This is a genomic window from Roseateles agri, from assembly GCF_034043675.1.
In the GTDB taxonomy this organism is placed as follows: Bacteria; Pseudomonadota; Gammaproteobacteria; order Burkholderiales; family Burkholderiaceae_C; genus KK5.
The window spans coordinates 1-15,136 of record NZ_JAXCLA010000007.1 but is presented as its reverse complement, the minus strand read 5'-3'; the positions used below and the strand labels follow the sequence as shown (position 1 = coordinate 15,136).

Sequence of the window (15,136 nt, the reverse complement as noted above, 5' to 3'; positions counted from 1 at the left end):
CGCACCCCTCCTCGATTTGTCCCTCTGATGTAACCGTACCGTGAGATCCCCGCCTCCTCACAAAGCATGACGTGTCGCTGGCCAGCGAGCACTGATCCCGATCAAGGTCGCCTCATCGCCGTCATTTGTAGTCCGCGGCATCTGTCCCGGGTGTCGACGGGTAAGCGGCCGCGTCCGTTTCGCCTGATGCATCAACGTGGGCTGGGGACTTGGGAGTCAGCGGCACCATCGCCGCCGCGCGCGTGGCGCGTGCGGCGGTCGTACTCAATGCGCCAAGACCCATTCCGAACGCCGAGAGAGCTTCCTCCCGCCCCGAAAGGACCTGCTTGCTCAGTCCATCCAGCGCCTGGTGCAGCTTGATGGTTCTCTGGTACTGCAGGTCCCGTGCGCGGTTGTAGCCACTCTGCTGCGACGCGCCGCGCAGGGAATCGCGAATCGCCGTCTGGCCGGGCCCGAACTCGGACTGGCGATGGCTGACCGCGGATCCCACGTCGAAGCCTCGGACCCAAAGTCCCGGGACGTAGCGTCCGTTGTTCGAGCGATGCGCGGTCAGTTGCTTGTCGCCCGACGCCATCTCACGCCCCTGCCGCGCGTACGCATCGTTGCGGTCCTTGGTTCCTGCCAGATCGCCGCCCAGGTCGCCCTTGCCGATGGACGTGCCCTGCACCTGTTCGAACAGCTTCAGCAGCCGTTCATCGCGAGTACCGTCGCGCATCAGCGCTTGCGCGGCCCGCACGATGGCCTCGTCAATCTCCCATTGCCCGGCGAGGTCGCCAGACGCCACATTGAGCAACTCCGGGTGGTCGCGGAAGAAGTCCGTGTAGGGTTGGAGCTCGCGTTCGATTGCCGCAATGTTCGGCGTCGGTACGTACTGATGAATCGCCTGGAGAAAGTCTTCGGCCAAGTCCGACTCGAGGAGTTGCTGGACACCGCTCGCGAGCGTCTTGGCGCGACCGACTTTCTCGATGAAGTTGAGGATCTTCTCGATCCCGTCGTTGCCTCTCACCAGGGTATGAAGCCCTGCATAGGCGGCCTCTCGCAATGTCTTGGCATAGGCCAGCGCCACGCCGGTATCGAAGGCGGCCAGCGCGACCGGTCCGCCCACCTGGCTGATGTATCCCCGCGCCACGTCGACCACGACCTGGTCGGCCCCCCGTCCGCGCGCTATCGAGACACCCGCGTCGTAGCTGGCAGCGGCTGCCTGGCCTCCGCCCTGCAGCGCGAACGCCCGGCCTTGGTCGATGATTCGCTGATCGACCGGTCCGCCCTTGAGCACAGCCACTCCGGAGTCGAACGCCGCCGCGGCGGGCGCCCCGCCAGCGCTTTGGGCCGCGTGCCGGCACGCCGAGATCACCGAGTCGGTGACAGGCCGTCCCTCGACGACATCTCTCGAAACACTGACGGCACCGTCGAACGCGATGCGCGGTACGCCGGGCGGCATGGCTGCACTTGCCGATCCGATCAGGGCATCGGTGATGGAATCCTTGGCGGCGATGGCGCCAGCCGCATACACCGCGACGGAGAACGCGGTTCCGATCCCCGGCACCATGCCAAGCAGCGGAGAAATCGACTTGAGGATGCCCCCGATCAAGTCGCCAGCGTCGCCAATGGCATCAACCGCATCCGAAACGGCGTCGGTGTAGTTGTCGAGATCAAAGATGCTCATCGCAGGCCTTTCGACACCGGTCGCCGGGAAGCGGCTCCGCGAGTTGAGGCTGCGCCCCTTTGCCCAGGAAGTCCATCATCAAATCAACGCCTATAAAAAACCTGCTGCTTCGAGCAGCCTGGGCCTCTCGTGATGGGCGGCGGCAAGCACAACGGCTACGCCTAGGCAGCCCACGCGACGCGGCGGTGTCCTACATCCTGCCGCGTGAGCTTGCGGCAAAGTTTGCAACTTTGGAGTGCCAGCACGGCTTGCAATCGCGGAGCCTCACGGTCCGCTCGCGCCGCGGAAGAACAAGACGACACGAAGATGCCTGCCCCGCAGATCTCCAGCGCTTTCCCGCGTTCGCCCTCCCCCACTGCGGAGGCGGCTCCGTGGCTTGCCGGGAGTAGCGAGACCGGTGCCCGGATGCGCGCCATGGACTGGGACGGCACTGGGCTGGGCCCCTTGCCGAGTTGGCCGCAGAGCCTGCGTTCCGCCGTCAGCATCTGTCTGGGCTCGCGCTTCCCGATGGTCGTGCTGTGGGGGCCGCAACTGACCATGCTCTACAACGACGCCTATGCTCCGTTGCTGGGCGACAAGCACCCATGGGCGCTGGGCCGCAGCATCCGGGAGGTCTGGGCGGAGATCGCCGATGTGATCGCACCGCTGATGGAGAGTGTGCTGACGACCGGCGAGGCGACGTGGATCCCCGACGGCTATCTGGCCCTTGAGCGCCATGGTGCTCCCGAGGAGACGTATTTTTCCTACTCATTCGGGCCGGTGCGCATCGAGGACGGCAGCGTGGGCGGCATCCTGGCCGTCACGATCGAGACGACTCAGCGCATCGTCAGCGAGCGCCGGCTTGCCTTCCTCAAGACGCTCGCCGATGCGACCGCCGGCGCGGCCCATGCGGCCGAGGTCTGTTCTAACGCGATGGCCGAGATCGGCAAGGGAACGCTGGACATACGGCACGCCGCCGTCTACCTGCGCGATGCCGGACATGGCAATGGGCTGGCTGCGCAGAGCGCGTCGGCCGCTCCGCCCCTATGGCCCGACACCTTGAGCGATTCGCACGACTTCGGTCCGCATTCGCTTGCGGTGGACATCCGCACCTCCGAGCGGGCCGAGCCGCTCGGTACGCTGGTCGTCCTGCTGAACCCGCAGCGGCCGCTCGATCCGGCCTATAGCGAGTTCATCGCCCTGGTAGGCCGCCAGATCGCGCGCTCCCTCTCCGACCTCAAGGCGCTGGAACTGGAGCACTCGCGTGCCAATGCCGAGGTGGAACTGCGCCGCATCTTCGAGCAGGCGCCCAGCTTCGTGTGCATCATGAAGGGGCCCAAGCACGTCTTCGAGTTCGTCAACCGTTCGCACCTCGCCCTGTTCAACAGCGCGGACTGGATCGGCAAATCGGCGCGGGATGCATTCCCGGATCTCGCCCACCAGGGTTATTTCGAACGTCTGGACGAGGTGTACCGGACCGGCGAGCGCTTCGTCGCATCCTCCGCGCCCGTGCGCTACCGCTTCGCACCCGACAGCCCCGAGGAGCAGCGGCTGCTCGACTTCATCTACGCGCCGATCCGCGACGATGCGGGGCGAATCATCGGGGTCTTCTGCGAGGGCTTCGACGTGACCGCCCAGCGCCGCGCCGAGGCCGACCTGCGGCGGCAGGAGGAGCGCCTGCGCGCGCTGATCAACTCCTCCTCCAACGTGGTCTACAGCATGAGCCCGGACTGGTCGGAGATGCGCACGCTGGACGGCCGCGGCTTCCTCGCCGATACCCGCATGAGCAACAGGTCGTGGCTGGAGGCGTATGTGCGGCCCGAGGACCAGCCGACGGTGCTGGCAGCGATCCGCGAGGCGGTGAGCGGCAAGCGTCCCTTCCAGCTGGAGCATCCAGTGCGCACCGCGGATGGCTCGATCGGCTGGACCTTCTCGCGCGCCGTGCCCATCCTGGATGCCGATGGCGAGATCATCGAGTGGTTCGGCGCGGCCAGCGACATCACGGCGCGCAAGACGATGGAGGCCGAGCTGGAGGCGGCCCGGCAGCAGACGGAAGGGCAGCGGCGCCTCTACGAGGCCATCCTCACCAACACCCCCGACCTCGCCTACGTGTTCGATCTCTCGCACCGCTTCGTGTACGCCAACGACATCCTGCTGCGCATGTGGGGTAAGTCGTGGGACGAGGCGATCGGGAAGACCTGCCTTGAACTGGGATACGAGCCCTGGCATGCCGAGATGCACGGCCGGGAGATCGATCAGGTTGTCCAGACGCGTCAGCCGATCCGCGGCGAGGTCCCGTTCGCCGGCGCCTTCGGCCGCCGCATCTACGACTACATCTTCGTGCCGGTGTTCGGCAAGGGCGGCGAGGTGATCGCCGTCGCCGGCACGACGCGCGACATCACCGAGATCAAGGAGATGGAAGAGACGCTGCGCACCCAGGCGGAGCTGCTGCGCGAAGGCGATCGGCGCAAGGACGAGTTTCTTGGCATGCTGGCGCACGAGCTGCGCAACCCGCTGGCGCCCCTGCGCAACGGCCTGGCCATCATCCGCCGCCTCGGGACGACCGACGCGGCCCGGATCCAGCAGATACGCGACATGATGGATCGCCAAGTCGTGCAGATGGTGCGGCTCATCGACGACCTGCTGCACATCACGCGGATCTCCAGCGGCAAGATCCGCATCAATCGGGAACGGATTGCGTTGGCGGATGTTGTCAAGGCCGCCGCGGAAACCAGCCAGCCGCTGATCGACCAGTTCGGTCATCAGTTGACACTCGTGTTGCCCGGTCGACCAGTGTTCGTCGACGCGGATACGACGCGTTTGGCTCAAGTGTTTTCGAACCTGCTCGCCAATGCCGCGAAGTTCACCGCCCCTGGCGGGCATATACAGATCAGCACGGAGCAGTCAGGCAATGAGGTCGTGGTGACCGTGTGCGACGACGGTGAGGGCATCCCCAAGGACATGCTCATGCAGATCTTCGACATGTTCGTCCAGGTGGACCGCTCGCTGGAACGCGAGAAGAGCGGCCTGGGCCTCGGCCTGGGTCTGGCACGCGGACTGGTGGCGCTACATGGTGGCAGCATCGAGGCCCGCAGCGACGGTCCGGGGCACGGTAGCGAGTTCATCGTGCGCCTTCCCGTCGCGCCGGCCCCGGCACGGCCTGACACGGATCGGAGCCAGGACCAGGACCAGGACCAAGACCTTGAAACGCTGGCGGGTCGGCGCGTATTGATTGCCGACGACAACGTCGATGCCGCGTCCAGTCTGGCGACCCTGCTGGAGCTCATGGGGTCCGAAGCAAACGTGGTGCACAACGGCCTCGATGCGCTTACTGAAGCGGAAGGTTTCCAGCCCGAACTCGTGTTCCTCGACATCGGCATGCCTGGGCTGAACGGCTATGAGGTCTGCGAGAAGCTCAAGGACACGCCATGGGGGCGCAGCACGGTCGTTGTAGCGCTCACGGGCTGGGGGCAGGACAAGGACCGCAAACGCGCACGAGAAGCGGGATTCGATGCCTATCTGGTCAAGCCCGTCAGCCCCGATGCCATCAGAGCGCTGATCGCTGACCTCAAGTTGTGACGCAGCGTCATCGAGGTCCGTGACGCGGCCCGCCTGAGCCTGAATGCTCGCCTCCGGCACGGAGCACTAAGCTTCCTGCCTGCCCGCGGGATGCCGCGGCATCCATCCAGAACGCGCTCCACAAGTGGCCGTCAGGATCGGAGAAGTCTCGGCTGTACAAAGTGCCCTGGTCCTGACCGGGTTCACGTCTGCCCTTCCGCCGCGTTCGGATGCGATCTCGTTCATCCGGTCGACCGCCTCGCGGCTGTCCATGGAGCGCGACAGCATGAGCTTGGCCGAACCGGCAGGCGCCTGGCGTCGGTCAGTGAGCTCTGCCATTACGCGTGGGCAAGTTCCCACCCGGACAAATCGACTTCGGGCTTGCGAACAAGACCTGCATCTGTAGCCATTTTCGGACACGGCTTGTCGGTCACACTGCCTCGGCGAACGGAGCATGCCCCGATGGGTTCGGAGGCGAGCTCACTCTTTGAAGAAGCCCACTGTATCTCGATGTCAGCGACTGTGCACCTCCCGACCTGGCGCACCTGCACCCACTCCCACGAGATCGTCTGAGCGACGACCTCATATTCGTGGCTTACTTCAGCACGCCCCGAAGGCGGTAGCCTCAGCGAGCGTGACGAGACCTCGTTCCACGAGATGGCCAACTGGAAATAAGGCAATGCCAAGGTCGACACTAAAGCGCCAGTCCCGGTTGCCTCTTCTGAACGGCTGGCTCATGCGCCGGGCGAACTGCTGTCCTCGCTCGGCCGCACGGGACGCATCGTCAACGCTCGCCACCACGATGCTTAGTTGATTCGACGTGTCGAGCGCGATGACATCTGTCTCCTTCAGAGTATTGCAGAGTTGCTCCTCCGCGAACTGGAGCAGTTCATCGACATGCTGGCCGACAGTTCCTGACTCATCTTTCAGGTGCATGACGTAGACCGCGACATTCACGTCATTGTCGGCGTCCGCCAGCGAGGAACGTCCAAGTCGAGCGCATAACGCCCTTCCACCTTCCAGACAGGTGAGACCTTCACGCAAGAGGGCCATGGGGTCGGCGGCCGGATTTTTAGCCATGGAGGCAAAGCCGTCCTCCTTCGCCTCGAGGTCACTGAACAGCGTTTCCAGCCCGCTGGCCTTGTCGTAAACCGCGTCCGCACCAGCCTCCATCGAGGGTCGGCGATAGGCTTCATTGTCGAGGCCGGTCAAGACCGCAGTCCAACCGACGAATCCGGTATCACGCAGCGATGCCAGCAGACGCAAGCCGGAGCCTTCCGTCAGCGCCAAGTCGACCAGCACGACATCCGGCCGTGTCCAACCAATCAACGCAAGCGCCTGCGCTGCGCCACTGGCCTCACCCACCAGTTGCACGCCCGTAATGGCACGTAGCCGACGAGCGATCAACGTCCGCAGCGAAATCGAGTCCTCCACCAGAAACACTTTCATGCCTACCTCCCCTTTTATGGACTGAATCGTCCCAGGGTGAGAGGCCGCGTACCAGCAGGCGATGCCAGTCTTCTCTCGTAGGCAACTTGCCTACATTCGAGGCGTCTGACCCTGCGCTGCCCCCGAAGCGCGACAGCGCGCCCGCTCACAGGGCTCTCCGCGGCCTATCAATTGCTGCGCTGATTGCGGGACACGGATCACGTCGAGGTTGACGACCTCTTTACAAGAGATCGCCGTTTTCCACCGAGGCAACTTGGATTTCCGCTGGGCTCCTCTGGATCGCCCTGTGTTGGAAACAGAGCTAATGCATGCCCTCGAAGAATTCCTACATTCGGTGTGCTCGACCACCGGCGGGTTGCAGCCCGAGAACGATCGATGTCGATACCACACCAACTCCGATGCGGGATCCAGCGCAGCTTCCGGCTCTCACACGCGGCGCCGGACAACACACCCGATAGTGACCAGCCCGAGTGAAAGCATCCAGTACGACGGGGTCTCCGGCACTGGCGACACCCCACTTATCGTCACAGACAGACCGCTTGCCGTGTAGGACGTCGTCAGGGAATAACCTACCGCCGAAACTGTATCGAAAGTCCCCGATATTGAATCTGCCTGAGACGTCACGAAGCTGAACGTGTCACCGACGTGCGCCCCATTGCCAATCACCAAAGTCAAGCTGCCGTCCAGCAGAACGCTGCCGCTCACGGCAAGCCAGTCGTAAGAAACTCCGGCTGTGTCGCCATCCACGTCCATGAGTAGATGAGAACCCTCGCCAAGGAGGAGATTCCCCACAATGCTCAGCTTTCCAGGTGAATGGCCAGGCGCAATCACTCCGCCAAGATTCACTACGTCTCCGACTACTGTCCCTGAGCCGTCCAGTCGTCCCGCATTCAAATTGAGCTGTTGAACCTGTAGGACGCCGTCAACGTCTAGGGAGGCGGAGACTGCCGTCTGATTGAAAACGGTAGATCGAGCGTCCAAAGTTGCACCAGCCATGACACTCACTTTGCCAGTGTTCTGAAAGCCTCCAGCGGAAGCAAGCATCATTCCGGGCGAGGCATCAATCAACAGCTTGCCATTGTTTTCCACACTGACAAGTCCGTCCGCCCCGATCGACCCACCGCCGCGCAGGGTATGCCCCGCAGCGATTGTCAAGGTACGCGTAGCAGCGCCATCGCTTCGTATTTCGTTGAGGCTACTTGAACCGATCACGGTCTGCCCGCTGCCGGCGAGCGTTGAATCAGAGTTCAGGTAAACGCGAGCGTAGTTGGCTCCGCTGTCGCCTAATGTCAAGGTGCCATTGATAGTCTGCGGGCCAGCAAGACTTACATTGCTGCCCGATTGCACCGTAAGGCCCCCAGCGACCGTCACTCCACTGAGCGTAACCCCGGAGATTGAAGCTGTCCCAGCAATCGTGAGGTCTTTTAGGGTGCCGCCACCCTGAAGCTTGCCGGGAGCGCCCGTCATCTGAATCGTGCCGCCCGTGATCACTCCGGGTGCCGCGCCAGAGGTACCGCTGGTGCCCAAGGACAGCGTTGCGCCACCGCCAACTTGGATGGTGCTGCCGGTGTTGGCAAACGCTCCATAGGCATACAGTGCCGAGCCGTCGGCTACCCGGATGCTGCCGGCGGTGTTGTCGAAGCTGTTGACCGACAGCCACATGCCCTGCTGGGTGCCGTCTACGAGCAGCGTGCCGCGGTTGACGACACTGAGGTTCCCGTCACCGATTGGGTAGGGGTAGTACCCGGAGCTTGTACCCTGGCCGATCATGCCGCCGCCGCGCAGCGTGTGGCCAGCGCCGATCGTCAGCGTTGTCGGCACTGTGGCATAGACGTTGTTGCTCCAGTTGTCGCCGATGACGGTTTGGCCTGGGCCGATCAGGGTGGTGTCGCCCGTCAGTTGCAGCCAAGTGGGTCGGTACGGAATGCTGCTGCCATCCCCAAAAGTGAACGTGCCGTTGACTCTCTGCGTGCCGGTCATAGACAGGTTCGATGCGTCGGCCACGGTGACGTTGTCGTTGAACGTCATGTCACTGAACGCAGTCGTACCCGACACCGAAGCGGGTCCTGCAATCGTCACGTTGCTGAATGCCGCCCCCGCAATCGAGACGGCACCAGTGATCGTGAGGTCTTTGAAGGTGCCGCCGCCTTGAAGCTTGCCTGCGGTGCCCGTCATTTGAATCGTGCCGCCCGTGATCACTCCGGGTGCCGCGCCAGAGGTACCGCTGGTGCCCAAGGACAGCGTCGCGCCGCCGCCAACTTGGATGGTGCTGCCGATGTTGGCAAACGCCCCATAGGCATACAGCGCCGAGCCGTCGGCCACCCGGATGCTGCCGGCGGTGTTGTCGAAGCTGTTGACCGACAGCCACATGCCCTGCTGGGTGCCGTCTACGAGCAGCGTGCCGCGGTTGACGACACTGAGGTTCCCGTCACCGATTGGGTAGGGGTAGTACCCGGAGCTTGTACCCTGGCCGATCATGCCACCGCCGCGCAGCGTGTGGCCAGCGCCGATCGTCAGCGTTGTCGGCACTGTGGCATAGACGTTGTTGCTCCAGTTGTCGCCGATGACGGTTTGACCTGGGCCGATCAAGGTGGTGTCGCCCGTCAGTTGCAGCCAGGTGGGGCGGTACGGAATGCTGCTGCCATCCCCAAAAGTGAACGTGCCGTTGACTCTCTGCGTGCCGGTCATAGACAGGTTCGATGCGTCGGCCACGGTGACGTTGTCGTTGAACGTCATGTCACTGAACGCAGTCGTACCCGACACCGAAGCGGGTCCTGCAATCGTCACGTTGCTGAATGCCGCCCCCGCAATCGAGACGGCACCAGTGATCGTGAGGTCTTTGAAGGTGCCGCCGCCTTGAAGCTTGCCTGCGGTGCCCGTCATTTGAATCGTGCCGCCCGTGATCACTCCGGGCGCCGCGCCAGGGGTACTGCTGGTGCCCAAGGACAGCGTCGCGCCGCCGCCAACTTGGATGGTGCTGCCGATGTTGGCAAACGCCCCATAGGCATACAGCGCCGAGCCGTCGGCCACCCGGATGCTGCCGGCGGTGTTGTCGAAGCTGTTGACCGACAGCCACATGCCCTGCTGGGTGCCGTCTACGAGCAGCGTGCCGCGGTTGACGACACTGAGGTTCCCGTCACCGATTGGGTAGGGGTAGTACCCGGAGCTTGTACCCTGGCCGATCATGCCGCCGCCGCGCAGCGTGTGGCCAGCGCCGATCGTCAGCGTTGTCGGCACTGTGGCATAGACGTTGTTGCTCCAGTTGTCGCCGACAACGGTTTGACCTGGGCCGATCAAGGTGGTGTCGCCCGTCAGTTGCAGCCAAGTGGGGCGGTACGGAATGCTGCCACCGTCACCTAGGTTGAAAGTGCCGTTGACAATCAAGTTTCCATTCAGCGCCACCGACGCTCCGCTCGGAACTACTGCGGTTCCGTCGAATGACACGAAAGCGTTGGGAGCGGAGGAAATGGAACCGCCTGTTGCGCTGACCGAATTGACAAATGTGAGCGTTCCAACCCCTGCGCGAACGGTCCCCGAAGTGGTGAAAGGGACGTCGACAACCGACTTACCGGCCCCACCCGTTTTCGCAAACGTGCCCGTGTTGTTGAAAGTCCACCCGGTACCGGGCGCCACAGTCAGGCTGTTATCTGAATCAATATTCCATGTGCCTCTATTTTGCAGGCCTCCCGCCGGCGCCAGCGGGATAATGGTTTCCGTATAGTACATCGGGTCGCCGCCAAGTACGGCATCAAAGTTGCGAAATGTCAATTTCGCTTCATTAATTGCCGGGACATTCTGAACGATCACCCCAGAATAAAACGACCTCACTCTCGTTCCGGCTTGAAACTGATTATCTGGAGTAATAAGTCTCTCGCCACTTCCATAGAGAAGCGATTCATATCCGTCGCCTCTAAAAATCCAACCCTCCCAATTTGGATCTAATGACGCAGCAGTGCAGTCATAAGGCCAATATCTATCCGAGGCAGCTAGCGAGAAATTACCAGGAAACCAACTAAGAGTGCAAATCGTGCTATCAGCCAGTGCAGATGTATGAAGACAACTCAATACGGCAAGTCGGGCAGCCCAAGTGACGGCACGATATTTCACCCTGAAGCCAGTTTTCATATTACTCCCCCATTATAGGCAGCTAGCCAAATTTGATATCGAGTTGCTCACACGCTCCCGCGGAGCATCTGCACCGCGCGCTAAGTGCGCTGATTCCTCTCCATCCATCGCCGGCAGGGCATCAGATCGGCCCCTAACCACTTGCGAACTTGAGGAATTTATCGACCCCATCCGCACGCGCGAGTTGGAAAAACAATAGCCTTCAGAAAACTACAGATTGACACTCAACGCTTGGTCGCTGTGCTTAGCGATAGATCAAGAAATCAAGGCCCGCTACGTACTGTTTTGGTACAGACACCGGGCCAGACAGCTTCAACTCCGAAGTCGAATTTCGAAGAGAAGTGAAATCCTCGTGTTAAAGCAGTTCCATATACCGAGCTTCCTGGCGTAAGCACGGAGGCACTAATGCCAGCACGAAAGGTTTCTGCACGTTCTGTCCCCTTCGAAGTTGCCAGTTGAGAGAAATTTGCATGCGTGGAGTAGAGCAGCCAAGACGAGCAGCGGATATGACGCCTCAAGAAGGCCTTCCTAAATTCTGAGGATGCGCGGCTTCGCAGGGGCTGGAACTCAGGCAACTGGATATCGGTAGTCGTGGATCCCTCAGGCCGCTCGAGCGATGCTATTGGCTGAGCTCTGGGAGCAAGATGGTGCGCTGAGCAACCCGGAACAGCCGTTCGCGGACGCCCGCTTTGTGTCGAAAGCCGAAGCTACAGTGACCCAACGACGAGTTCGAGGAAGACTTCTAGCGTCGAACAGTGTGCCCGATAACGCGTCAAACTGAGCGTTTCGGTGAGATGTATAGCGTCGTCGACCGAGCTCTGTCCGACTCCGGAGCCCGCCGCGCGAGAACGCCAGTGATTTCTCGAAATGAACGCCAGCAGAAAGCCGACCAGCGGTGATAGCGCTGGCAGATCCCCTTGGGACCTTGTAGGCGTCGAGACCGCCACCGCCATTTACCGCCTGTCACCGCTCCACGCAGTTCGTCGGGTTGACCGCGCGACCGATCGCAAGCCGCTGGCTCGCCGGGCTGTCAAGCCCGAAAGTCTCTCCATCGACAGCCCCCTTCCGCGAAGCCCCCGTGACAGAAACCACCACCTTCCACCTCGCCTCCGTCTCTGCCGCCACGGCAGTCATGGCACGCCTGCACTTCGTCGTGGCCGGACTCGCCCACGCCGGCGCCCGTTCCGGCACCCCGCCCGCGTCGGCCACGGTCGCAGTTCAGGCCTGAGGCGGCCGCCAACTGCGCAAGTTGCGTTCGGGGCGGCTCGAGCTCGACGTCGCCCATCCGGTGTTGCACTACACACGAAGCTAATTGATCTGGAGAGGGAAGACATGCGCGAGCTGATCTGCGCGGGCCTGAGCGCCGTCCTGTTCTATTTCTCGCAGGGCGTGGCCGACGCCTGGCTGCTCACCTGGATTGCACCCACTCCCCTGTTGTGGCTGGCTTTCGGCAACACACCGGCCTGGCGCTTGGCCCTGGCGAGCTTCGTCGCCTATCTCGCGGGACAGATCTACATCCTGCAGTGTTACGACGATGCACCGCCGATGGTGCTTGCGATCATCTTCGGTCTGCGCCCGATCCTGTTTCCCTTCGCTATCCTGTTTGCCCGTTTCGGGCGGAGAGGCTGCGGCGCCTTCTGCGCCCTCCTCGCGTTCCCTGCCTGCTGGACTGCCGCGGACTACGCCGTCAGCCTGCTGTCGCGGCACGGGACCTATGGATCGATCGCCTACAGCGAGATGTCGGCGCCTGTGGTACTGCAGAGTGCGTCCCTGCTGGGGATGTACAGCGTCACCTTCATCCTCTGCTTGTTCGCTAGTGCGCTGGCTCTTGCGGCGCGAGGCGGCAGGACCGCATTCGTGGCGGCAGGGGCTGGCCTTGCGCTGTGCGCCGTCGATATAGGCTTCGGAACCGCAAGGTTGCTTGAGCCGCAGTCGAGCGTCCTTCGGGTCGCCGCACTGGCCGAGACGCGGCTCGCCGACCAGGATGATGTCCTGGGCCCGGACGTGGATGCGTCCTCCGTCTTGGCTTCTGCTGTCCGGGACCTCGGCGAGCGAGGCGCCAAGCTGATCGTGGCGCCGGAGGAGAGCCTGGCGACCCGACGTGAATGGCGCCAAGAGGTCTTCGCACCCCTGCAGGTAGCGTCTACGCAGACGGGCGCAAGGATCGTGGCCGGGTTCCACGAGCGAGCGCCGTTTGGCGACATCGCTACGGCTTTCTCGCCCGACGGAAGCTCTCGGGTGTACGCCAAGCGTCACCTGCTGCTGCCGATAGAGGCTCAGTTCACACCGGGCATTGCGCCCGGCATCTTGGGTGACGGGATGGCCATGGAGATCTGCAAGGACATGGATTTCCCCGAGACCATTCGTCAGGACGCGCGGACCGGATTGAACCTGGTTGCGGTTCCGGCCTGGGATTTCGGCACCGACGCTTGGCTGCACGCCCGGCTCGCGATCATGCGCGGCGTCGAGAACGGCTTCGCCCTCGTGCGGGCGGCCAACAATGGCCTCTTGACCGCTAGCGATGCTCATGGGCGGCTGATCGCGAGTAAGGCCGTGGACACCGATCAGTTGGTTTGGATCCTCGCCGATCTTCCCCTGGGACCGGGCCCCACGCTCTACACCCATATAGGCGATGTCTTTCCCTGGACGTGCCTGGCCCTGACGTTCGTGCTGGCCGCGGCCGGCATCATCGGACGGATGTCTCGGTCTGCGAATACAAAGACATGAATTTGGCGAACGCAACGGCCTTCTTCCCGGGCTTGATCATTTACAGGATGCATCCGTAGCTGCGCAGCGGACATTGCAGCGATCCAACGCCGGGACGAAGGTCCGATATAGAGAGCGGCGCAACGCTGCCAACATCGGCTGCCGGCACTCATGCCAGTCCCAATGGGACGCCTACGCCAGCCACGTACTGCCCCTGATGGTGGCCCGCGAGACCGAGATCCTCCGCCTGCGTTCGGGCGCGCTCCAGCAGCAGCGCGCCTGGGCTGCGAGCGAACTGAAGACGGCTGACAGGCACCTCGCGGCGGCGGCCTACGGCGCCCGAGCCTCCAGCCGCACCCATCGCCAGCAGATCCTCGCCTACGACCTGAGCACAATAGGCGAGGTGCAAGCGCTGTCCGAACGGCTGCAGGACACCGTGCGCCGCGCCGCGATCGTCGTCCGTTGCGGCAAGCAAGTTGCTGGTGCCAGGAGCCTCCTGTAACCCTGAGTAAAGACCAGGACTGCGTAACAGCACCCAACTCGCTGAAGTTATAGCGCCAGTGCCATACCTCGACCACGCACAAAGGTTGAACCAATCGGCCGAACTTGGAGCCTTCGGGTCGTCTATCAGACACAGCGTACGGACGTGCCGAGGGACGAGCAACGCGCCTTGCCGAAAAGTGAGCTTGCATCAATCATCGAAGGCATCGCTGATGGGCGCTAGGGGAGTGCTAGGCGATCACTGCGAACTCCGTCGCGGGCCCTGTGGACGAAGTCCGCAATTGCCGCGCGGGCGGTTCGTGGGCCGAGAACGTCGAAGCTGTCGCGCCTAGCGTTGCACCGGAAGGGCTCATGCCGGCGGCAGATTCAACCGGTCATCACAACGGGAACCCATCGTTAAGCGATCACATCGCTCACGTCTCCAGTGTTGCATTTTACCGCCCATATGCGGTATTCCAACAATACCGCGAATAGATGGTAAATTGCAAATACCGTCTTTGGATAGTAAATTACAGCGATGGATTACCCAATCAAATTCAGCGCGCAATTCAAGGAACAACTCCGCTCGCTACGGAAAGCCCGGGGCCTGAGCCAAGAAGAGCTAGGCATTCTTATCGGCGTGAACCAACGGCGCATCGCAGACATTGAATCCAACCCCGGCGCGGTCGGCTTTGACCAGATCATGAGGCTGCTGTCCGCACTGGGCACGGAACTCGTGATCCGTGACCACACCGCCGTCCCGATGTCCAAGGCAGTCGGCATTCCACGGCCGCGGAAAGCACAAGCCATAGAATTTGCGTCGCCATTGCCTGCGAGCGCACGGCACCTGCTGGCCACCCTCAGTGGAAAAACACCTCTACCCGAGGCCTACCTCTGGATGGAGAAGGACGCAAGACTAGTAGCACCGCTTAGCACCGGTCAGCAAGACGAACTGATCGAGCACCTGGCTCGCCAGATGATGGTGAACCCTGGATCAATTGCTTCAAATCTCCAGCGACAACCCGCAACCGACGCTGAATCACAGGATGCAGTCGTTCCGGTCCCAGAAATCCTGCAACAGTGGGCCACCGCGCTCGGAGTTTCGCCTATCGCGCTGGAGCGCGCAGTGAAGCTCACCCGCGACGAGCGCTATGCCCCCTCGGGTCTTGGCAG

7 protein-coding genes are annotated in these 15,136 nt (G+C 62.5%); 4 read left to right on the top strand and 3 right to left on the bottom strand.

Features of this window, described 5'->3' with window-relative positions; all coding sequences use genetic code 11:
- Positions 1–121 precede the first annotated feature (121 nt).
- On the bottom strand, positions 122–1,666 hold the full coding sequence (locus tag SNE35_RS20475) for a hypothetical protein (RefSeq protein ID WP_320424874.1): 1,545 nt from the start codon (positions 1,664–1,666) through the stop codon (positions 122–124).
- Between the two features lie 414 nt (positions 1,667–2,080).
- Between SNE35_RS20475 and SNE35_RS20470 the strand changes: the two genes are divergently transcribed.
- Complete coding sequence (locus SNE35_RS20470) at positions 2,081–5,224, top strand: hybrid sensor histidine kinase/response regulator (RefSeq protein ID WP_320424873.1); 3,144 nt, start codon at positions 2,081–2,083, stop codon at positions 5,222–5,224.
- 579 nt (positions 5,225–5,803) lie between these two features.
- Here the strand turns inward: SNE35_RS20470 and SNE35_RS20465 are convergent.
- Both SNE35_RS20465 and SNE35_RS20460 read right to left on the bottom strand, forming a co-directional pair.
- On the bottom strand, positions 5,804–6,652 hold the full coding sequence (locus tag SNE35_RS20465; RefSeq protein WP_320424872.1) for a response regulator: 849 nt from the start codon (positions 6,650–6,652) through the stop codon (positions 5,804–5,806).
- 426 nt (positions 6,653–7,078) lie between these two features.
- Positions 7,079–10,420 (bottom strand): beta strand repeat-containing protein, encoded by a 3,342-nt coding sequence (locus tag SNE35_RS20460; protein ID WP_320424871.1) that lies wholly within the window; start codon positions 10,418–10,420, stop codon positions 7,079–7,081.
- A gap of 1,689 nt (positions 10,421–12,109) precedes the next feature.
- Between SNE35_RS20460 and SNE35_RS20455 the strand changes: the two genes are divergently transcribed.
- From SNE35_RS20455 to SNE35_RS20445, 3 genes are all read left to right on the top strand, one after another.
- Entirely contained in the window at positions 12,110–13,504 is a 1,395-nt protein-coding gene (locus tag SNE35_RS20455) for a nitrilase-related carbon-nitrogen hydrolase (RefSeq protein WP_320424870.1), read from the top strand.
- Positions 13,505–13,700: 196 nt separating this feature from the next.
- Positions 13,701–13,985, top strand: coding sequence for a hypothetical protein (locus tag SNE35_RS20450; RefSeq protein ID WP_320424869.1), 285 nt, complete (start codon positions 13,701–13,703; stop codon positions 13,983–13,985).
- Positions 13,986–14,501: 516 nt separating this feature from the next.
- Positions 14,502–15,136, top strand: a 635-nt coding sequence (locus tag SNE35_RS20445; protein WP_320424868.1) for a helix-turn-helix domain-containing protein, incomplete at its 3' end; no start/stop codon positions are given.

Bases quoted from the DNA above. Each gene is read 5' to 3' on its own strand.
- SNE35_RS20470 (WP_320424873.1), top strand. From the start codon at position 2,081: ATGGACTGGGACGGCACTGGGCTGGGCCCCTTGCCGAGTTGGCCGCAG.
- SNE35_RS20465 (WP_320424872.1), bottom strand. From the start codon at position 6,652: ATGAAAGTGTTTCTGGTGGAGGACTCGATTTCGCTGCGGACGTTGATC.
- SNE35_RS20475 (WP_320424874.1), bottom strand. From the start codon at position 1,666: ATGAGCATCTTTGATCTCGACAACTACACCGACGCCGTTTCGGATGCG.
- SNE35_RS20455 (WP_320424870.1), top strand. From the start codon at position 12,110: ATGCGCGAGCTGATCTGCGCGGGCCTGAGCGCCGTCCTGTTCTATTTC.
- SNE35_RS20450 (WP_320424869.1), top strand. From the start codon at position 13,701: ATGGTGGCCCGCGAGACCGAGATCCTCCGCCTGCGTTCGGGCGCGCTC.